Raw genomic sequence first — 18904 nt, forward strand, 5'->3', positions numbered from 1 at the left:
CGTATCAGTAGCCGAGTTTCAAGATGAAATCGACCAGAAAACCGACGCAGAAGGATGTCGCGACCCACGCCGGGGTGTCGCAGGCGGCCGTATCGTCGGTGCTGTCGGGCGATGCCGCCGGCATCAGGCCAGAGGTGCAGGAACGCATTCGCGGCAGCGCCAGGACGCTCAACTACGTGCCCAACCGTATGGCGCAGGCGCTGAAGACCAACCGCTCGATGATGATCGCCTGCATCGTCCCCGATCTCTCCAACCCGTTCTATCCGCCGCTGATCCGCGCCGTGCAGAAAGTGGTCGAACCGCAAGGCTACGACGTCATCGCGCTCAGCACCGATGGCTCCGGCGCGGCGGAAGCGCGGATGATCGAACTCTGCATCGACCGCCGCGTTGCCGGCATTGTCGGGGTGTTCTTCGTCGCCACCATCCGCGAGCTCGCGGGAGCGCTTAACGCCGACATTCCTGTCGTGCGCTATGAATCGGCGCCCAAGCGCGGCGGTCCGCTGCCGGTCGACGACTACTATGTCGACAACCACCAGGTGGCCTCGGCGCTCACGGCGCAGCTGATCGGGCTCGGCCATCGCGACATCGTCTTCATGGCCTCGCCCGGCGGCCCGGAGCGCGCCCGTATCGGCGGCTACAGCACGGCGCTCGCCGCCGCGGGGCTCACCCCACGCGTCGTTACGGCCCCGAGCTATTCGATCGATGGCGGCGCGGCCATCGCGGCGGAGCTGTTCGCCGAGGGCAGCGGCCGCCCCACCGCCATCATGTGCGCCGACGACCTGCTGGCCTGCGGCACCATCCGCGCCTGCCAGACCAGAGGTCTGTCGCTACCTCAGGACATGTCGGTCACCGGGTTCAACAACCTGGCGATGACCGACGTTCTCAATCCGTCGCTGACGACGGTATCCCTAGGGCAGGAGCTGTTCGGCCAGTTGGCTGGCAAACGCCTGCTGGCCCGGGTTCGTGGTGATGTGGAGGGGCCGGGGGAGGCCGTCGCATTGCCCTATACAATCGTAGATCGCGCTTCGACTGCTCGTCCCAGAGGCGACACCTCGTCCTCACAGGTGCAGCAGGCGAGCCTCCCCGACACCGGCATATCAGGGAACGCTTCATGACAAATCTCTCTCGCCTGTTTTCGGGCGTGGCCGTCGCGGCCATGACCCTCCTGACGCCCGGCCTCGCCGCGGCGCAATCGGCTTCGTGGTGGTACGAAGCACTGACCCCGGAGCAGCAGCGCCTGCTCGACGACACCCTGGTCGCAGGCTTCAATGCCAGCCACCCAGGCTCGACCCTGGCGCTCGAATATCGCGGCAACGCCATCGAGAACCAGCAGCGCCTGGCGCTGATGTCCGGCGGCGGCCCCGACATCATCAACTCCAACGGCCCGGCGACGGCGCTGCCGATGGCCAAGGCCGGGCAACTGCTGAAGCTCGACGATTATGCCGCCAAATACGGCTGGAACGAGCGGCTGATCCCGATGTTCCTCGCACTCGGCAAGGTCGATGGCGTGCTCTACTCCATCCCCAAGAACTATGAGGCGATGGGCCTGTTCTACAACGCCGACCTGTTCGCCCAGAAGGGTTGGACGGCGCCCAAGACCGTCGCCGAGATGGAAGCCCTCGCCGATACCATGCTGGCCGAGGGGATGACCCCGTTCGTCGCCGGCAATGCCGGGTTCCGCCCGGCCAATGAGCAGTTCTTCACCGTGGCGCTCAACCAGCTGGTCGGCCCCACGGCCATCCACGAGGCTCTCGCCGGCAAGCGGGCGTGGACCGACCCGGTCTTCGTCGACGCCATGACCAAGTTCAAGGCCTGGTACGACAAGGGCTATTACGGCAAGGACTACTTCTCCACCTCGACCATCGATGCCTTTGCCGGCATGGTCACCGGCAAGACCGGCATGGCGCCGCAGGGCACCTGGGCCTTCTCCTGGGTGAAGGACTATTTCGATCCGGCCGGCGCCAAGGCCGCCTTCACCTCAATCCCGGTAGCCGACGGCGTCCCCTACCCGCTGTTCCCGATCGGCATCGGCTCGACCCTGTCGATCAACGCCCATTCGCCAAGCCCCGATACGGCAGCGCAAGTCATCGACTATGTGTTCAGCGGCGATTTCTACGGCGCGATCGTGCCGCAATGGCAGGGCGAATGGAACGTGCCGCTCGCCGACTTGAGCAAGGTGACGCTCAAGGGTGAGGTGACTCCGCTCTACCAGGAGGCGACCACGATGATCGCCGATGCCCTCGCCAGCGGCAATTACGGCTACACCACCTGGACCTTCTGGCCGCCCAAATCCGAGCAGTACATCATCTCGGGCGTCGAAGAGCTCTGGCTCGGCACCGCCTCGCCCGAGAAGTTCCTCGCCGGCTTGCAGGAGCTGTTCGCGGCCGAGCTCGCCGAAGGCAGCGTCCCGCCGCTGCCATGATTTTGATGGGCGCCGGCCTCTCCGCTAATCCTCCCCCGCCACGCGGGGGAGGATCACTACGAGTCCCGTGACTCCCCACCCCGGAATCCCCGCCCATGTGGTTGTTCGCCCTCCCTGCCCTTGCCATCAATGTCGCGCTGATCCTGATCCCGGCGCTGCTGACCGTGGCTCTGGCTTTCTGCACCTGGGACGGCTTCTCGGCTCCGGTCTTCGTCGGCTTCGCCAATTTCGAGGCGATGTTCGCCGACCGGGTGTTCTGGATTGCGCTCGGCAACAACCTCAAGTGGACGCTGATTTTCCTCACCGTGCCGATCGCCATCGGGCTCGTCGCGGCGACGCTGCTGCTCACCATCAAGCGCGGCCGCACCTTCTTCCAGATCGTCTATTTCATCCCCGTGGTGGTGGCGACCGCCATCACCGCGCGGGTCTGGCAGGGGATGATCTACAACCCCAATACCGGCGTGTTCGGGCTGCTCTCCCGCTTCGGCATCGAGCTCTCCGATCCCCTAGCCGCCACCCACTCGGCGCTCTACGGCATTGCCGTGGTCGACCTTTGGCACTGGTGGGGCTTCCTCGCGGTGATCTTTCTCGCCGCGCTCCGCCAGGTGCCTGAGGAAATGGTCGAGGCCGCCCGGCTCGATGGCGCCGGCTTCTTTGCGCTGATGCGCGACATCCTGATCCCGGCCATCGCCCCCACCATCAAGCTGATGATGGTGATGACGGTGATCTGGTCGTTCCTGGTGTTCGACTTCGTCTACATCCTCACCCAGGGCGGCCCAGCCTATTCGAGCGAAGTGCTCTCTACCCTCGCCTATCGCAACGCCTTCTTCGAGTTCGATCTCGGCCGGGCCGCGGCTGTCGCCCTGGTCATCGCGCTGTTCGGGCTCACGGCCACCTTCGCCTATGTGCGGCTGCAGACCCGGGAAAGGGTGAACTGAGATGCTCGGAACCCGCTGGTCGCGCACTATCTCCTATCTCGTGCTGGCGCTCGGCGCGCTGTTCGCCCTTGGCCCGCTGCTCTTGATGCTGCTCAACGCCTTCAAGACGACGCCCGAGATCATCCTCAGCCCCTTGAGCTGGCCAACTGAGCTCAACTGGTCGAATTTCGTGCGCGCCTGGACCGATGCGCGGCTCGGCGAAACCATGCTGAACTCGGCCAAGGTGACGGTGATGACCATCGGGTTGGTGCTCACCACCGGGGCCGGCGCCGCCTATGTGCTGGCGCGCCAGAAGATCAAGCCGTGGAAGGCGGTGAGCGCCTATTTCCTCGCCACCACCACCGCGCCGATCCAGCTCTTCCTGTTCCCGCTCTATTTCGGCTTCGCCCGGCTCGGGCTGATCAACAACCCCGTCGCGGTGTCCTTCGTCTACTGCGCCATGTTCAGCCCCTTCGCCATCATGCTGTTGCGCACCTACTTCATCGCCATCCCCAAGGAGCTCGAGGAGGCCGCCAACCTCGACGGCGCCAATGCCTGGCAGGTGTTTTCGAAGGTGATGCTGCCGATCGTCTCACCGGGGCTGCTCACCGTGGCGCTGATCATCGGGCTCTATTGCTGGAACGAGTTCCTGATCGCCTCAACGTTCCTGCAGAGCAAGAACGAGATGACGGCCGTGGTGTCGTTCACCCTCCTCAGCGGCAAATACACCAGCGACTGGGGGCAGATCATGGCTGCCGCGATGATCATCGTGCTGCCGATCCTGATGCTGTTCCTGCTGCTGCAGCGGCATTTCATCGACGGCATGGCGGGTGGGTCGACGAAGGGATAAGGCGCTAGCCTATCCCTGTTCCTCCCCCGCCGCGCGGGAAGGATGACGCACCACCAGTGTTTCCCTCCACACACCCCCGCCACGCTCCAGCCCTAACGCCGCCCTAACAGACCATCCGCTAGCCAGATAGACTGGCGGTTAGCGGGGGTGTTCTGGTTGCGCGTGCTGGTGGTTGAAGACGAACGGCAACTGGCGGATTCGATCGCCGAGGGCCTGCGGCTCCATGCCATGGCGGTGGATGTCGCCTATGATGGAGCAGCCGGGCTCGATCGGGCGCTGGTCAACGATTACGACGTGCTGGTGCTCGATCGCGATATCCCGCTCGTCTCGGGCGACGAGGTCTGCGCCGTGCTGGTCGAAACCCAATCGCCGACCCGCATCCTGATGCTCACCGCCGCCACCGCCGTGGCGCAGCGCGTCGCCGGGCTCGGGCTCGGCGCCGACGACTACCTGACCAAGCCTTTCGCCTTTGCCGAACTGGTGGCCCGCGTCCAGGCTCTGGCGCGCCGGGCCCGGCCCGCCATCCCGCCGGTGCTCGAACGCTCCGGCCTCCTGCTCGATCCCCACCGCCGCATTGTACTTCGAGGTGATACGCCGATCGATCTCTCGAAGAAGGAATTCGCCGTGCTCGAGGAACTGCTGCGCGCCGATGGCGGCGTCGTCTCGGCCGAGCAACTGCTCGAGAAAGCCTGGGACGAACAGATCGATCCGTTCTCGGGCGTGGTGCGCTTCACCGTGATGAACGTGCGCAAGAAACTCGGCGAGCCGCAGCTGATCGAAACCGTGCAGGGCGTGGGGTACCGGCTTAAATGAAGATCTTGGGCTTCCCCTGGACCATCCGCACAAGGCTGAGCCTGCTCTATGCCGGCGCCTTCTTTGTTGCCGGGGTGGCGCTGATCGTCGCCATCTATCTCTATCTCGGCGTGGTGCTCGACCGGCAGTTCAGCATCCGCCTGGTGACCGACGACGCGCCGATGGCCGAGGGCCAGCTGGGGGCCCCGGGCGTGCTGCCACCGCGCGAGCTGATGGATGAAGCCGGGCGCATCAGCGTCATGGTGCGACAGGCGCGGGTCAACACGCTCGACACCATGCTGATGGTGTCGTTCATCCTCGTCGGCATCCTCACCATCATTGCCGGGGTGATCGGCTGGCTGGTGGCCGGCCAGGCGCTGCAGCCCTTGCGCGATATCACCGCCACCGCGCGCCGGGTCGCCGACCGGAGCCTCCATGAACGCATCGCCCTTGCCGGCCCCAAGGACGAGATCAAGGATCTCGCCGATACGCTCGATGCCATGCTGGAGCGGCTCGACCGCTCGTTCGACAGCCAGCGCCGCTTCGTGGCCAATGCCAGCCATGAGCTGCGCACTCCGCTCACCATCACCCGCACGCTGATCGAAGTGGCGCTGCTCGAGGCCGGCGCCGACGACAAGCTGCGCCAGCTCGGCACGACGCTGCTGGCCGTCAACCAGCGCCACGAAAAGCTGACCGATGGCCTCTTGACCCTCGCCAGCAGCGAGCAGCGCGCCGCCGAGTTCCACCCTGTCGAGCTCGGCGAAATCGCCGGCCACCTCATCACCGAGCTTCGCCCCATCGCCGAGAAATCTGGCGTCACCCTCGAAACAGCGTTCCAGCCCGGCGCCGTGCTGGGCGACGCCTTCCTGATCGAGCGGCTGATCCAGAACCTCATCGAGAACGGCATCCAGTACAACCTGCCCGCTGATGGCTGGGTCCGGGTGAGCACCGCGCTCAGCGGCAAGACCGTCAAGCTCACCGTCCAGAACACCGGTCCCGTCGTGCCGGCCTACGAAGTGCCGGGCCTGTTCGAGCCGTTCCGCCGCCTCGCCACCACCGACCGCCTCGCCGGCCCGACCCGCACCCCGATCACCCGCGGCGCCGGCCTCGGCCTCTCCATCGTCCGCTCCGTCGCCCACACGCATGGCGGCGAGGTGGAAGCGAGCCCACGCGAAGGTGGTGGGCTCGTGGTACGGGTGCGATTTCCGGCGGCCGAGCTTTAGTCCTCCACGAACGCGCAGTCGGACTCCCTCTCCCGCCTGCGGGGGAGGGGGGACCACGCGAAAGCGTGGTGGGAGGGGGGTGCCGCAAACACCGGCCGGACACCCTCCCCTTGACGCGGAGGGATGGGGTGGAGTGTGCCACGCACTCGATGATCGCTGAAGCCGCCAAATCGTAGGTTTCGTGCCTCAGCACACCCCCTCCGAGCTCCGCTAAGTCGCTTCGCTCCCAAGCTCCGCTTGCCTCCCCCGTCCAGGGGGAGGTGGGCATCGAGTTTGGGCTCGATCCAGCGGCAACACCAGCCGGCACCCTCCACTTGACGGGCTTCGAGCCGGCCGTAGGCAAAATCGCTCCGGTGGAGCGATTTTAGGGGAGAAGGCCATGAGAGCTATGCTCGAATGGCCGGGAGGGGGGTGGGGTGTGCCACGCGCTCGATGCTCGCTGAAGCCGCCAAATCGCAGGCATCGTGCCTCCGCGCACCCCCTCCAAGCTCCGCTAGGTCGCTTCGCTTCAAGCTGCGCTTGCCTCCCCCGTCGAGGGGGAGGTGGGCATCGAGTGTGCAGCGAGTTCCCGAGCGAACTAGCCACCTAACACCCGCCTAATACCCGATCTCGTACTCCCGTCTCACCCAACGACGGAGACGTGAACGATGCTCACCCAGACCTTCCTCCCCCTCCTCAGCGCCGCGCTGCTGCTGGTCGCCCCGCTACCAGCCCTCGCGCAGCAGCCGGCCGACAACGACGATGCCGCCCTCGCCTACGCCCAGTGCATGCGCGACAACGGCTATGCCGAGTTCCCCGACCCGACGCCCGGCGAGGGCATGCGCTTCCTCATCACCCCCGGCAGCGCCGCCCGCTTCGAGAAGGCCTCGGCCGCCTGCCATGATCTCGCTCCCGAGGGGATGCGCGGCGAAGGCGTCACCCCCGAGCAACTCGAGGGCCTGCTCAAACTGGCGCAATGCGTGCGCGAGCACGGCCTGCCGAACTTCCCCGATCCGAGCCCCGATGGCGGCTTCGATGCCGGCAAGATCGGCGCTGGACCGGACGATCCAAAGCTCCGCGCCGCCATGGATGCCTGCCGCGAGCTGAGCGGTGGCGCCCGGATCATGATCGGCGGATGATCCCCTTTCGCACCATGCTCTCCGGCGGCGCGTTCGCTGTTGCCGCCGGGGCCGTCGCGATCGCGGGCTTTGTGCTGCTGCAGCCGGCGCCTCCATCGGCTGCCCCCAGCGCGGCCCCCATCGCGACGGCCGAGATCACCCTGGGCGAGCTGGTCGATAGCAAGACCGTCACCGGCACGCTCGGCTATAGCGAGCTCACGGCCTTGCGCCCCAGCCTCGCCGGCGCCTCCGCCATGGTCACCGCGCTGGCGCCGGTGGGTGCAATCATTGAGCGGGGCGAACCGCTCTACGGGCTCGATGGCCAGCCGGTCATCCTGTTCTACGGCATCGTGCCGCAACACCGGACCTTGCGGTTCGATGCCGATACGGACGTCCCCGTCTGGGTCGAACTCGAACAGAGCGAAGCCGCCGTGGCCGCCGCCGACCTGACGGTGGCGCTCGAAACCCAGCGCCTCGCCGATGCCGAAGCACGCAGCACCGACCTCGCCGCCCGGCTCGCCGACGCCAGCGCCAGCGCCCCTGCCCTTCCCGAGTTCATTGAACTGAGCAGCGCCGTCGCGGTCGCTGCGGCAAAGCTCGCCCGGGTCACCGAACTCTCGGCCGCCGAGCTGGCGCCGAGCGCCGAAATCGCCGCCGCCGAAGCCGAGCTCGCCAAGGCCCGCGCCGCCGTGGCCGCCGCCATCCGCACCCTCGACAAGGACCTCGCCGCGGCAAAACTGGATGCCGTCGCAGCCCGCGTCGCCATTGCCGACGCTGCGGCAAAGCGCGACGCGCTGCGCGACACCCACGCGGCGCTCATCGCGCGCGCCGCCGACACTGCCGATATCGCGCAACTGGCCGACAATCTCGCCGCCCTCGGCTATGCCGGCCCGCTCGGCGAACAGGTGCGCAGCTGGCAACGCCTCTCCGGCCTGCCGGTCACCGGCATTGTCAGTCTCAGCCAGTTGGTGATTGCAGAGGGGCCGGTGCATGTGGCGGCGCACGACGCCAGTGTCGGCGAAACCCTGCTCGCCGCCTCCGCCGACCGCAGCTCGATCCTCGATTACTCCAGCACCACCAAGCTGGTGACCGTGCCGCTCGCCGTCGCCGACCAGGCGCTGGCCGCCGTCGGTCGCGCCGTCACCGTCACCCTGCCCGACGATCGCGAGGTGGCCGGCAAGATCTCCGAGGTCGGCTCGGTGGTGACCGACGGCAATATCGAGGTGACCATAGCGATCGCCGACCAGGCGGCCCTCGACGGGCTGGAAGTCGCGTCGGTCGACGTGGATTTCGTCAGCGAGCGCCGCAACGACGTGCTCTCGGTGCCGATCGCCGCGTTGCTGGCCCGGCCGGAAGGCGGCTTTGCCGTCGAGCTGCTGACCGATGGCGGTACGCGGCTCGTCCCGGTTGATACCGGGCTGTTCGCCGCCGGGCGGGTCGAAGTCAGCGGCGACGGCATCAGCCAGGGCGAGCAGGTCAGCGTGCCCGGATGAGGGAAACCATTGTCTCCCTGAGGAACGTCTCGCGCGGCTTTGCCGGCGGCGTCTTCGCCCTGCGCGATGTCAGCCTCGAGATCTCCCGTGGCGAGCTCGTCGCCATTGTCGGCCCCTCCGGCTCGGGCAAATCCACCATGCTCAACATCATCGGCACGCTTGATCGCGCCAGTGCCGGCACGGTCGAAATCGGCGGGCTGGCGGTCGAGAAACTCCGCGACAGCGAGCTCTCGGCACTGCGCGCCCGCCACATCGGCTTCGTGTTCCAGCATTTCCACCTGTCGCCGGGCGTCTCGGCGCTCGACAATGTCGCGGATGGCCTCCTCTACACCGGCACCGGATTGCGCGAACGGCGCGAGCGCGCCGAAGCGGCGCTGCGCGAGGTGGGGCTTGCCCACCGGCTCGACCACCGGCCGCACCAGCTGTCGGGCGGCGAAAAGCAGCGCACCGCCATCGCCCGCGCTCTGGCGCGGCGGCCGCTGCTGCTGCTCGCCGACGAGCCGACCGGAGCGCTCGACAGCAGCTCGGGCGAAGGCGTCGTGCAGCTGCTGCTCGGCCTCCACCGCGCCGGCACCGCCGTGGTGGTGATCACCCATGATCGCGACCTCGCCGCCCGTTTCGACCGGCAGGCCGCCATGCGCGATGGGCAAGTGATCGAAGACACCAGGAGGAGCCCATCATGAGCGCGCTGCAGCCAGCCAAGCTGCTGGCCATGGATGTGCTGCGGCTCGCCGCCTATGGCCTAACGGCCCGGCCCCTGCGCGTCGTGCTTTCGGCGCTCGGCATCGCCATCGGCATTACCGCGATGATCGCAGTGGTCGGCATTTCCACCTCGAGCCGCGCCCAGCTCAACCAGCTGCTGCAGGAACTCGGCACCAACCTCCTCAGCGCCGGGCCGGGCAAATCGATGTTCGGCGAAGCCGCGACCATGCCGCCCGAATCCATCGCCATGCTCGGCCGCATTCCCGAGGTCGAAATGGTGAGCGCCATCGGCGTCTTGGCCGATGCGCGGATCTATCGCTCCAACCGCATCCCCGCGAGCCAGTCGGGCGGCCTCGCTGTCTACGCGGCCAAGCTCAATCTGCTCGAAACCCTGAGCGCGCAGGTCGCCGTCGGCTCCTGGCTCAACGCTGCCACGGCGAACTACCCCGCCGTGGTGCTCGGCGCCCGCGCTGCCGCCCGGCTCGGCATCGGCTGCGGGTTGATCGGCCAACAGGTGTGGCTCGGCGGCCGCTGGTTCACCGTGGTCGGCATTCTCGCGCCGGTTTCGCTGGCGCCCATGCTCGATCTGAGCGCACTGATCGGCTGGCCCGCCGGCGAGCGCTACCTCGATTTCGAGGGCGATATCACCACGCTCTATCTTCGTACCGATCCCGCCGCAGTGGAAGCCGTCCGCAACATCCTCGCCCCCACCGCCAACCCCGAAGCGCCCAACGAGGTCGATGTCTCCCGCCCCTCCGACGCATTGGCCGCCGAGGCGGCGGCCGACGTCGCCTTCACCGGCCTGCTGCTCGGGCTCGGCGCCGTGGCGCTCTTGGTCGGCGGCATCGGTGTCGCCAACACCATGGTGATCTCCGTGCTGGAGCGGCGCGCCGAAATCGGCCTCCGCCGCTCGCAGGGCGCGACGCGCGGCCATATCCGCATGCAGTTTTTCGGCGAGGCGCTGCTCCTGGCCCTGCTCGGCGGCGGCAGCGGCGTCCTGATCGGCGCGCTGGTGACGGTCGGCTACGCCCACGTCATGGGCTGGCCGGTCGATATCCCGATATGGGTGCCGGCCGGCGGCATGGCGGCCACGCTGCTGATCGGCGGCGTAGCCGGGCTCTACCCGGCGATCCGTGCCGCGCGGCTGGCGCCGACCGAGGCGCTGAGCGTCGGGTGAGCGGCCAGGCATCGTACCTGATCGCAACCCGGCTGACAGGCCGGTGCGGGAAGAATACCCCCACCCCTGTCCCCTCCCCGCAAGGGGGAGGGAGACCAAGACACTGACGCCCGTGTGGGCGTCTCCTCCCCCCTTGCGGGGGAGGGACAGGGTGGGGGGTGCTCTGTGCGCACCGAACTATCCCACGCCAAATGCCCCCCATTCCCCGCAACTCATTGCAAATGCAATGAACTTTCCTGTCATTCCGAATCTCTGCAATTCTATGGCTGGCGTCGCGCCGGATTGTCGGTAAATTCCCCGGCGGGGCTTGGTGGACGGGGCATTTCGGCTTGCCGCCGGGCGGAAACACGAGAGTGAAGATGGCTCAAAAGCACAATGTTCTGACAATTGCGCTGCTGGCTGTGATGGCGATGGTCGTCACGCCGGTGCTGGCGCAGGAAAAGACTCCCAACGACCCGCGGCTGTTCACGCCCGGCAAGCTCACCGTCTCGACCTCCGAGCCGAGCTATCCGCCATGGGTGCTCGACAACAATCCGGAAGCCGGCGAAGGCTTCGAGGCGGCGCTGGTTTACGCGCTGGCGGCCGAGCTCGGCTTCAAGAAGGAAGACGTGGTGTGGGTCGACGTGACCTTCGACGGTGCCATCGCGCCTGGCCCGAAGGCCTATGATTTCTCGATCCAGCAGATCTCGGTCACCCCGGATCGCGCCAAGGTCGCAACCTTCTCCGATATCTACTACCAGTCCGACAAGGCGGTGATCGCCCTGCCGACCTCGACCGTCGCCGGCGCCAAGAGCTTCGCCGACCTGAAGGCGGCCAAGTGGGGCGTTGCCGTCGGCACCACCGATTTCGACTACGTGACCAACGTGCTCGGCATTGCCGATGCCGCCGTGTTCGACGACCAGGCGGGCGTGTTCCAGGCGCTGCAGGGTGGCCAGATCGACGCCACCGTCGCGGCGCTGCCGACGGCGCTTTATGCCACCGCCGTGCAGGTCCCGGAGGCCAAGATCACTGCGCTCCTCCCCAAGGATCCCAAGGACGAAGGCCTCGGCCTGCTCTTTGCTTACGAGAACCCGATCGTGCCGTGGATCAACGAGGGTCTCGCCAAGCTCAAGGAAAAGGGCACCATTGACGAGCTCGTCACCAAATACCTGGTCGCCGACCCAACCATCCCGGTGATCAGCCAATGACACGACGACCCGGCAAGGGACGCCGGCAGATCGCTCTCAAGGACCGGCTCGCGCCGGTCCTTATTAGTTTGGTCAGCGTCGTCGTGGTGTTCGGCGCCATCGCCTATTTCGTCGGCTCGGCCGAGCAATGGCCGCGCATCCAGAGCCAGTTCTTTTCCATCGACGCCATGATTGAGGCAGCGCCGGGCGTCGCCCGCGGCTTCCTCGTTTCCTTGCAGATCTGGCTGATCAGCCTCGTCTGCATCGGCATCTGGGCGCTGGTGCTGGCGATTTTCCGCGCCATGAGTGGCCCCTGGTTCGCGCCGCTGCGCGTCTTCGCCATCGTCTATGTCGATCTGTTCCGCGGCCTGCCGGCGCTCCTGCTGGTGCTGCTGTTCGGCTTCGGCATTCCGGCGCTGAACCTGCCGGGCCTGCCCAAGGAAGGGCTGTTCTGGGGCGGCGTGGCGCTGATCCTCAGCTATTCGGCCTATGCCACCGAGGTCTATCGCTCCGGCATCGAGGCGGTGCACGAGGGCCAGGGCATGGCGGCCAAGGCGCTCGGCCTCACCCAGTGGCAGACCTTGCGCTACGCCATCCTGCCGCAGGCCTTGCGCAATGTCGTGCCGGCCATGCTGAATCTCGTCGTCGCGCTGCAGAAGGATGTGGCCCTGCTCTCGGTGCTCGGCGTCCGCGATGCGGTGCGCGAGGCGCAGATCTACACCGCCCGCACCTTCAACTATTCCTCGCTCGTCGTCGCCGCGATCCTGTTCCTGCTCGCCACCATTCCCCTGGCGCGCCTGACCGATCACCTGCAGCGCCGCGACCGCCGACGCCGCCTCCAGGGTGCCCGGTAATGAACCGCATCGAGATCGAACAGCTCACCAAGTTCTATGGCGAGCGCCAGGTGCTGGACGCGGTGGATCTCTCGATCGCGCCGCACGAAGTGGTGTGCCTGATAGGCGCCTCCGGCTCCGGCAAATCCACCCTGCTCCGCTGCATCAACGGGCTCACCGAGTTCGACGAAGGCACCGTCAGGCTCGACGGCGTCGACATCTACGACGAGAGTTTCGGCCGCACCGGGCTCTACAAGCGCGTCGGCATCGTCTTCCAGGCCTATAACCTCTTCCCGCACATGAGCGTGCTCGAAAACATCACGCTGGCGCCGGTCCGCGTGCATGGCCGCGATCGCCGCGAGGCCGAGGCGGCCGGGCTGAAACTGCTCGAACTGTTCGGCCTCGGCCAATATGCCCGCGCCTATCCCGAGCAGCTCTCGGGCGGCCAGCAGCAGCGCGTCGCCATCGTCCGCTCGCTCGCCACCGAACCCGACGTGCTGCTGCTCGACGAGGTGACCGCGGCGCTCGACCCCGAGCTGATCGGCGAAGTGCTGAAGATCATCCGCGATTTGAAGACCAGCGGCATGACCATGGTGATCGTCACCCACGAAATGGGCTTCGCCCGCGACGTCGCCGACCGCGTCTGCTTCCTCGACGGCGGCCGCATCGTCGAACAAGGCAACCCGCACCAGCTGTTCTCGAAACCGGAGAATCCGCGGACACAGAAGTTCCTGGAACGGATTATCGCAGCGGGACGGCTGGAGGCGACGGTTTAGGGCAAGCGCTGCTCGCGTTTTGGGCCAAGCCCCAATCGCGCCCACCCACCGGGTGTCATCCCTGCGAAAGCAGGGACCCATCTATCAGCTGGTGCCGGCGGTGAGTTGGGTCCCTGCTTTCGCAGGGATGACACCGAGCTTTGGGCGAGCGTTGTGGTTAGACGATCGCCCCTACCCATTCGCCGCCAAAAAATCCTCCACCAGCGCCACCCAATACCGCGATGCCGGCTCGATCACCGCATCATTGAAATCATACTTCGGGCTATGCAGATCCGCGCTCGCCCCATTCCCGACGAACAGGTAGCTCCCCCGCTGCTTCTGCAGCATGAAGGCAAAGTCCTCGCTCACCAGCAGCGGTTTCAGCGTCCCGACCTTACTCTCGCCGAAATGCCGGATCGCCGTCTGCCGGGCGAACATCGTCTCGTCGTGGTGGTTGAAGAGCGCCGGAAAGCCAGGTGGATGCACTACCTCGGCGACCGCGCCGAAACTCGCCGCCTGGGCCTCAGCCAGCAGCTTGATCCGTTCGCGGATCCGGTCGCGCACCGCCTCGGTGAAGGCGCGGGTGTTGAGCTGCAACTCGACGCTGTCGGGGATCACATTGGGCATCGAGCCGCCATGCATCATCCCGACGGTGATCACCGCCCTTTCCAGGGGGTCGATGTTTCGCGAGACGATCGATTGCAGCGCCAGCACCAGCGACGAGGCGGCGACGATCGGATCCACCGCCTCATGCGGCATGGCGCCGTGCCCGCCCTTGCCCTTGATGGTGATGATGATCCAGTCGACCGCCGCCATCGCCGGCCCGTCGACGAAACGGAACTCGCCCTCCGCCACGCCCGGCCAGTTATGCATGCCGAACAGCGCATCGACCGGGAAGCGCTCGAACAGCCCATCCTCGATCATTTGCACGGCACCACCGACCTCCTCGGCCGGCTGGAAGATCAGCCGCACCGTGCCGGAGAAATTGCGCGTCTCCGCCAGTTGTTTCGCCGCAGCAAGCAGGATGGTGGTGTGCCCGTCATGCCCACAGGCATGCATCACGCCCGGATTGGCGCTGGCATACGGAAGGCCGGTCGCTTCGCTGATCGGCAGCGCGTCCATATCGGCGCGGAGCCCGATCGTGCGCTCCCCTGCCCCGGCCGTAAGCGTTGCCACCACACCGGCGCCACCAATGCCGGTCGCCACCTCATAGCCCCAGCCGGTGAGCAGTTCGGCGACCAGCGCGCTGGTGGCGAATTCCTCGCGGCTCAGCTCCGGCGCGGCGTGCAGCCGGCGGCGCAGGGCGATGAAATCGGCGATGTCGTTCGGGGCGGAAATCGGCGGAGTGACTTTCATGGCGAGCGCCTGTATCGCAGACTTCCGACCCCGATAGAACAGCTTACGCGATGCACCACCCCCTGCTCGATCTCCTCACCGGCGCCGCCGAAGGGCGCTTCCCGCCCGTCGATGGCGGCGTCACGGTGCTGCCGCCGCTGGCCGGCGGCTGGGAATGCTCGGTGGCCTTCACCGGCCACGCCGTCGTCGCCACCGCGCGCTCGCCCGACGAGGTGCTGCGCCAGGGCCCGGATGGTTTCGGCGCCTCGATGGCGCCGGATTTCCTGCGCTGGCTGGCCGGACCAAACGGCTTCATCGGCGTCATCGATGCGATGCTCTATACCCGCGGCACCGGTCGCTCGAGCCTGCCGCTCCGTACCGACGCCGACGATCACCCGCGGGTGAAGTACGCCCGGCAATATCGCGCCGATGTCCGCGTCTATGGCGATGAGCGCGGCCTCATCACCATCGGCGCCGGCCTCGCCGGGCGGCGCGAACTGAGCGTCGAAGCCGACACCCACAATCGCGGCTTCGGCACCTCGCTGATCAAGGAAGCGGTGGGCCTCGTGCCCGAGGGGGAACTGCTGTTCGCCGCGGTTTCGCCCGGCAACGCCCGCTCGCTACGGGCCTTCCTCAGCCTCGGCTTCACCCCGATCGGCAGCGAAGCGCTGATCCGGCCGGCTTGATCTGCACTGGCGGTGCCCCATCGTCCCCTCGCCTCCTGGGAGGGGGCGGTGTGGCACCACCAGCGCAAGTACCGCGAACAACCCGTCACACCCGCCGGCACGAATTCCCCGGCACGAATTTCGGCGACAGCACGAAATCCTGTGGTGGTTCCGCCGCCGCATCCGGTGTGGTGATCCGGTGCAGCAATCGCCGCGCGATGATGCCGCCGAGCTTCAGCGTGTCCTGCACCACCATGGTGATGCGCGGGGTGATGACGTTGCTCCACTGCACGTCGTCGATCATGCAGAGCGAGATGTCGCCCGGGCAGTTGAAGCCCAGCTCCTGCATCGCCTGCAGCGCCGCCAGCGCCACCGCATTGTTGGCGCCGAGGATGGCGGTCGGGCGCTCCGGCTGAATCAGCAGCCGCATCGCCGCCTCGTAGCCGGCCGAGCGGGTGAACTGGCCGTCGACCACGTAGTTGGGGTTCACCTCCACCCCGGCGCTGGCCATGGTCTCGACGAAGCCGCGATAACGCTCCGAGGCCGTGTGCATGTGCTGCGGGCCGGCGATGAAGGCGATGCGCCGGTGCCCAAGCTGCAACAGATGCTCGGTCAGCATGGCGCCGGCGAGGTAATTGTCCGAGCCGACGAAATCGCGCTCGATCCCCGCGACCTTCTGGTCGAAGCAGACCATCGGCACTTTGAGGCTCTCGACGAAGCGCACATAGTCCGGCCCGAAGCTCGATGGCGCCAGCGCGAGCCCGGCGATCTTCAGCCCGATCAGGTGCTCGACCAGCGCCTGCTCGCGCTCCAGCTTGCCCGAGGAATCGGCGATGAGCACGAAATGCTCGTGCTCGAGCGCATAATTCTCGAGCTCACGACGGATATCGCCGAAGAACGGGTTGCCGACATTGCCGACGACGAGCCCGATCATCTTCGAGCGTCCACGCGCGAGACTCTGCGCCAGCGGGTCGGCGACATAGCCCACCGCCGCCACGGCGCTGCGGATCCGCTCCAGCGTTTTCTGGCTCACCCGGCCCGGATTGCTGAGCGCCAGCGACACGGTCGAGACCGAGACTTCAGCGAGCCTCGCTACGTCACGAATGGTGGCCATCAGTCTTGTTCTCGAACCGCTTCTATCCGGGATGGGAGCCAGGTTGGTGGGACGCTCGGCGGACAATTCTGTTGCAATACCTAGCAGTTGCAGGGCTTCACGCAACTGAAATCCACCGAACCGCCCTGTTCCAGAATCCGCCTTGACTCATCGCACGGTCGACATCAGGATGAAAATCGAACCGGTTCGATAACCGGACCAAGGAGGATAGATTGGATAGCGCACTCACCGTCAGCGGTGGCCTCGACTCGTCGGCGGGCAAGGCCTGGTTCAGCAACGACCGCTTCGGCATGTTCATTCACTTCGGCCTTTACGCCCTCGCCGCGCGCCACGAATGGGTGCAGCACCGCGAGGAAATCGCGCCGGAAACCTATCGGAAATATTTCGAGAACTTCGACCCCGACCTCTATGACCCCAAGGAATGGGCGCGCCGGGCGCGCGAGGCCGGGATGAAGTATGTGGTGCTGACCGCCAAGCACCACGAAGGCTTCTGCCTGTGGGATTCGAAGTTCACCGACTACAAGGCGACCAACACCCCTTACGGCAAGGACCTGCTGAAGCCCTATGTCGAGGCGTTCCGCGCCGAGGGGCTGAAGGTCGGCTTCTACTATTCGCTGATCGACTGGCACCATCCGGAATTCCCGATCGACGGCATCCATCCACTGCGCAACCACCCCGATGCGCTCGAGATGAACAAGAGCCGCGATGTCAAAAAGTATGCCGAGTACATGCATAATCAGGTGCGCGAGCTGCTCACCGGGTTCGGCGAAATCTCGGTGATCTGGTTCGACTTCAGCTATCCCAAGCGCGAGTACAAGGGCATGCCCGGCAAGGGCCGCGCGGACTGGCAGTCCGAAGAACTGATCGGGCTGGTGCGCGAGCTGCAGCCCAACATCATCGTCGGCGACCGGCTGGACCTGCCCACCGACGGCAACTTCCCCAAGGATCTCGCCACGCCCGAGCAGTATACGCCGCGCGTCGCACCCACCATCAACGGCAAGCCGGTGCGCTGGGAAGTCTGCCACACCTTCTCGGGCTCGTGGGGTTATCACCGCGACGAGAACACCTGGAAGGACGCCGGCCAGCTGATCAACATCCTGATCGATACCGTGGCGCTCGGCGGGAACCTGTTGATGAATGTCGGGCCCACGGCCCGCGGCACCTTCGACAAGCGCGCCGTCACCGCGCTCGAGACCTATGGCGAGTGGCTGCATGTCAACGGCCGCTCGATCTATGGCGCCGGACCGTCCGAATACCAGGCGCCGGCCGGCACCCGCTTCACCCAGAAGGGCAACCGGCTCTACCTCCACCTCCAGACCTGGCCGTTCCGCCACGTCCATATCCCGGGGCTGGGGCGCAAGGTGAAATATGCGCAGTTCCTGCACGACGCGAGCGAGATCCACTGGCTCGACCCCGATGCCGAGGTCGATTCCAACATCGGCGTCGCCGTCGGCGACGGCATGCTGACGCTCGAACTGCCGGTGCTGAAGCCCGATGTGGTGACCCCGGTGGTCGAACTGATCCTCAAGGATTGAAAGGGGATCCGGCAGCATCTGGTGACGCGATGGCGCACGAAGCCGAACTGATCGCGGCGATAGCTCCGCTCGTCGCCGACCTCGCCGAGGACGGCGCCGGCGCCGTGGCGCTCGCCGGGTCGCGCGGCAAGGGCCGGTCCGACCGGCAGTCGGACTACGACTTCCGCGTCTACGCCCATGCCTACCGGCAAGACCTGAAGCAGACCGCGCAATGGAACCGCTTCGAGGCGGCCATGGCCGATTGGCAGTCGCAGGGCATCCGCATGGATGGGGTGTGGATGCGCAGCTATGCCGGCGTCGAGAGTGATCTCGGCGCCTGGCTCAGCGGCACCGCCATCCCCAAGAGCTTCGAGTGGACCATCTGGGGTTACCACCTGCCGACCGATCTTTCGAGCCAGCAGATCGTCAGTGATCCGGAAAGCCGGCTCGCCGACTGGAAGGACCGGCTCGCCTGCTATCCGGAACCGCTGCGCGCGTCCGTGCTCAAGCAGTACCGCGAGATCCTGAACTACTGGGCTGCCGACTATCATTACGAGAGCAAGGTCGACCGGCGCGACCTGGTCTTCCTCGTCGGCATCACCGGCAAGCTTGCCAACGCGATCCTGCAGGTCGTGTTCGCGCTCAACCGCGCCTATTACCCGGGCGATGGCTGGAACCTGCCGATGGCGGCAGACCTGCCACTGCTGCCGCCCGATTTCACCTCCCGCATGGCGGCGATCCTGGAGCCGGGGCGCGACCCCGACGCCTTCCACCGCCAGCGCACCGAACTCATTTCCATGATCGCTGATCTGGAGGTGCTGATCGCGGCCTGACCGGCCGTGGTGACGC

18 protein-coding genes are annotated in these 18904 nt (G+C 66.6%); 16 read left to right on the plus strand and 2 right to left on the minus strand.

Going from position 1 to position 18904, the window contains the following annotated elements; genetic code table 11:
• Positions 1-23: 23 nt before the first annotated feature.
• From AC1ROK_RS25525 to AC1ROK_RS25585, 13 genes are all read left to right on the plus strand, one after another.
• Positions 24-1115 carry a LacI family DNA-binding transcriptional regulator gene (locus AC1ROK_RS25525; RefSeq protein ID WP_492852195.1) on the plus strand — a complete coding sequence of 364 codons (1092 nt, stop codon included), beginning with the start codon at positions 24-26 and terminating at the stop codon, positions 1113-1115.
• Positions 1112-2422 (plus strand): ABC transporter substrate-binding protein, encoded by a 1311-nt coding sequence (locus tag AC1ROK_RS25530; RefSeq protein ID WP_492852197.1) that lies wholly within the window; start codon positions 1112-1114, stop codon positions 2420-2422. The genes AC1ROK_RS25525 and AC1ROK_RS25530 overlap by 4 nt, the downstream gene beginning before the upstream one ends.
• Before the next feature lie 95 nt (positions 2423-2517).
• The gene (locus AC1ROK_RS25535; RefSeq protein ID WP_492852199.1) at positions 2518-3360 is read left to right on the plus strand and encodes a carbohydrate ABC transporter permease; all 843 of its coding nucleotides are present in this window, start codon (positions 2518-2520) and stop codon (positions 3358-3360) included.
• Position 3361: 1 nt separating this feature from the next.
• Positions 3362-4189 carry a carbohydrate ABC transporter permease gene (locus tag AC1ROK_RS25540; protein WP_492852201.1) on the plus strand — a complete coding sequence of 276 codons (828 nt, stop codon included), beginning with the start codon at positions 3362-3364 and terminating at the stop codon, positions 4187-4189.
• A gap of 147 nt (positions 4190-4336) precedes the next feature.
• A complete protein-coding gene (locus AC1ROK_RS25545) occupies positions 4337-5002 on the plus strand; it encodes a response regulator transcription factor (protein WP_492852203.1) in 666 nt (221 codons plus the stop codon).
• Complete coding sequence (locus tag AC1ROK_RS25550; RefSeq protein ID WP_492852205.1) at positions 4999-6204, plus strand: sensor histidine kinase; 1206 nt, start codon at positions 4999-5001, stop codon at positions 6202-6204. Before AC1ROK_RS25545 ends, AC1ROK_RS25550 begins: the two co-directional genes overlap by 4 nt.
• A gap of 647 nt (positions 6205-6851) precedes the next feature.
• Entirely contained in the window at positions 6852-7322 is a 471-nt protein-coding gene (locus AC1ROK_RS25555) for a hypothetical protein (RefSeq protein ID WP_492852207.1), read from the plus strand.
• Positions 7319-8794, plus strand: coding sequence for an efflux RND transporter periplasmic adaptor subunit (locus AC1ROK_RS25560; RefSeq protein ID WP_492852209.1), 1476 nt, complete (start codon positions 7319-7321; stop codon positions 8792-8794). The genes AC1ROK_RS25555 and AC1ROK_RS25560 overlap by 4 nt, the downstream gene beginning before the upstream one ends.
• Positions 8791-9477 carry an ABC transporter ATP-binding protein gene (locus AC1ROK_RS25565; protein WP_492852211.1) on the plus strand — a complete coding sequence of 229 codons (687 nt, stop codon included), beginning with the start codon at positions 8791-8793 and terminating at the stop codon, positions 9475-9477. Before AC1ROK_RS25560 ends, AC1ROK_RS25565 begins: the two co-directional genes overlap by 4 nt.
• Positions 9474-10673, plus strand: a complete 1200-nt coding sequence (locus AC1ROK_RS25570; RefSeq protein ID WP_492852213.1) for an ABC transporter permease — start codon at positions 9474-9476, stop codon at positions 10671-10673. Before AC1ROK_RS25565 ends, AC1ROK_RS25570 begins: the two co-directional genes overlap by 4 nt.
• 359 nt (positions 10674-11032) lie before the next feature.
• Positions 11033-11860, plus strand: a complete 828-nt coding sequence (locus tag AC1ROK_RS25575) for an ABC transporter substrate-binding protein (RefSeq protein WP_492852215.1) — start codon at positions 11033-11035, stop codon at positions 11858-11860.
• On the plus strand, positions 11857-12693 hold the full coding sequence (locus AC1ROK_RS25580) for an amino acid ABC transporter permease (RefSeq protein ID WP_492852217.1): 837 nt from the start codon (positions 11857-11859) through the stop codon (positions 12691-12693). Before AC1ROK_RS25575 ends, AC1ROK_RS25580 begins: the two co-directional genes overlap by 4 nt.
• The gene (locus tag AC1ROK_RS25585) at positions 12693-13448 is read left to right on the plus strand and encodes an amino acid ABC transporter ATP-binding protein (protein ID WP_492852219.1); all 756 of its coding nucleotides are present in this window, start codon (positions 12693-12695) and stop codon (positions 13446-13448) included. The genes AC1ROK_RS25580 and AC1ROK_RS25585 overlap by 1 nt, the downstream gene beginning before the upstream one ends.
• 171 nt (positions 13449-13619) lie before the next feature.
• Here AC1ROK_RS25585 and AC1ROK_RS25590 read toward each other — a convergent pair whose 3' ends face one another.
• Positions 13620-14783 (minus strand): M20 aminoacylase family protein, encoded by a 1164-nt coding sequence (locus AC1ROK_RS25590; RefSeq protein ID WP_492852221.1) that lies wholly within the window; start codon positions 14781-14783, stop codon positions 13620-13622.
• A 50-nt stretch (positions 14784-14833) separates the two neighbouring features.
• On the opposite strand from AC1ROK_RS25590, the gene AC1ROK_RS25595 reads away from it, so the two are divergent.
• The gene (locus AC1ROK_RS25595) at positions 14834-15448 is read left to right on the plus strand and encodes a hypothetical protein (RefSeq protein WP_492852223.1); all 615 of its coding nucleotides are present in this window, start codon (positions 14834-14836) and stop codon (positions 15446-15448) included.
• Between the two features lie 85 nt (positions 15449-15533).
• Here AC1ROK_RS25595 and AC1ROK_RS25600 read toward each other — a convergent pair whose 3' ends face one another.
• Positions 15534-16541 (minus strand): LacI family DNA-binding transcriptional regulator, encoded by a 1008-nt coding sequence (locus tag AC1ROK_RS25600; RefSeq protein WP_492852225.1) that lies wholly within the window; start codon positions 16539-16541, stop codon positions 15534-15536.
• A 212-nt stretch (positions 16542-16753) separates the two neighbouring features.
• Here AC1ROK_RS25600 and AC1ROK_RS25605 point away from each other — a divergent pair, with 212 nt between their 5' ends.
• Entirely contained in the window at positions 16754-18076 is a 1323-nt protein-coding gene (locus tag AC1ROK_RS25605; protein ID WP_492852227.1) for an alpha-L-fucosidase, read from the plus strand.
• A 29-nt stretch (positions 18077-18105) separates the two neighbouring features.
• Positions 18106-18888 carry a DUF4037 domain-containing protein gene (locus AC1ROK_RS25610; RefSeq protein WP_492852229.1) on the plus strand — a complete coding sequence of 261 codons (783 nt, stop codon included), beginning with the start codon at positions 18106-18108 and terminating at the stop codon, positions 18886-18888.
• Positions 18889-18904 lie beyond the last annotated feature (16 nt).

The sequence above is a fragment of the Devosia sp. GW821-FHT12F11 genome (assembly GCF_058806655.1).

What these genes read in the sequence shown, in the direction of transcription:
- AC1ROK_RS25590 (WP_492852221.1), bottom strand. Translation starts at nt 14,783, where the DNA reads ATGAAAGTCACTCCGCCGATTTCCGCCCCGAACGACATCGCCGATTTC.
- AC1ROK_RS25555 (WP_492852207.1), top strand. Translation starts at nt 6,852, where the DNA reads ATGCTCACCCAGACCTTCCTCCCCCTCCTCAGCGCCGCGCTGCTGCTG.
- AC1ROK_RS25575 (WP_492852215.1), top strand. Translation starts at nt 11,033, where the DNA reads ATGGCTCAAAAGCACAATGTTCTGACAATTGCGCTGCTGGCTGTGATG.
- AC1ROK_RS25565 (WP_492852211.1), top strand. Translation starts at nt 8,791, where the DNA reads ATGAGGGAAACCATTGTCTCCCTGAGGAACGTCTCGCGCGGCTTTGCC.
- AC1ROK_RS25595 (WP_492852223.1), top strand. Translation starts at nt 14,834, where the DNA reads ATGCACCACCCCCTGCTCGATCTCCTCACCGGCGCCGCCGAAGGGCGC.
- AC1ROK_RS25535 (WP_492852199.1), top strand. Translation starts at nt 2,518, where the DNA reads ATGTGGTTGTTCGCCCTCCCTGCCCTTGCCATCAATGTCGCGCTGATC.
- AC1ROK_RS25540 (WP_492852201.1), top strand. Translation starts at nt 3,362, where the DNA reads ATGCTCGGAACCCGCTGGTCGCGCACTATCTCCTATCTCGTGCTGGCG.
- AC1ROK_RS25570 (WP_492852213.1), top strand. Translation starts at nt 9,474, where the DNA reads ATGAGCGCGCTGCAGCCAGCCAAGCTGCTGGCCATGGATGTGCTGCGG.
- AC1ROK_RS25610 (WP_492852229.1), top strand. Translation starts at nt 18,106, where the DNA reads ATGGCGCACGAAGCCGAACTGATCGCGGCGATAGCTCCGCTCGTCGCC.
- AC1ROK_RS25600 (WP_492852225.1), bottom strand. Translation starts at nt 16,541, where the DNA reads ATGGCCACCATTCGTGACGTAGCGAGGCTCGCTGAAGTCTCGGTCTCG.
- AC1ROK_RS25525 (WP_492852195.1), top strand. Translation starts at nt 24, where the DNA reads ATGAAATCGACCAGAAAACCGACGCAGAAGGATGTCGCGACCCACGCC.
- AC1ROK_RS25585 (WP_492852219.1), top strand. Translation starts at nt 12,693, where the DNA reads ATGAACCGCATCGAGATCGAACAGCTCACCAAGTTCTATGGCGAGCGC.
- AC1ROK_RS25580 (WP_492852217.1), top strand. Translation starts at nt 11,857, where the DNA reads ATGACACGACGACCCGGCAAGGGACGCCGGCAGATCGCTCTCAAGGAC.
- AC1ROK_RS25530 (WP_492852197.1), top strand. Translation starts at nt 1,112, where the DNA reads ATGACAAATCTCTCTCGCCTGTTTTCGGGCGTGGCCGTCGCGGCCATG.
- AC1ROK_RS25560 (WP_492852209.1), top strand. Translation starts at nt 7,319, where the DNA reads ATGATCCCCTTTCGCACCATGCTCTCCGGCGGCGCGTTCGCTGTTGCC.
- AC1ROK_RS25550 (WP_492852205.1), top strand. Translation starts at nt 4,999, where the DNA reads ATGAAGATCTTGGGCTTCCCCTGGACCATCCGCACAAGGCTGAGCCTG.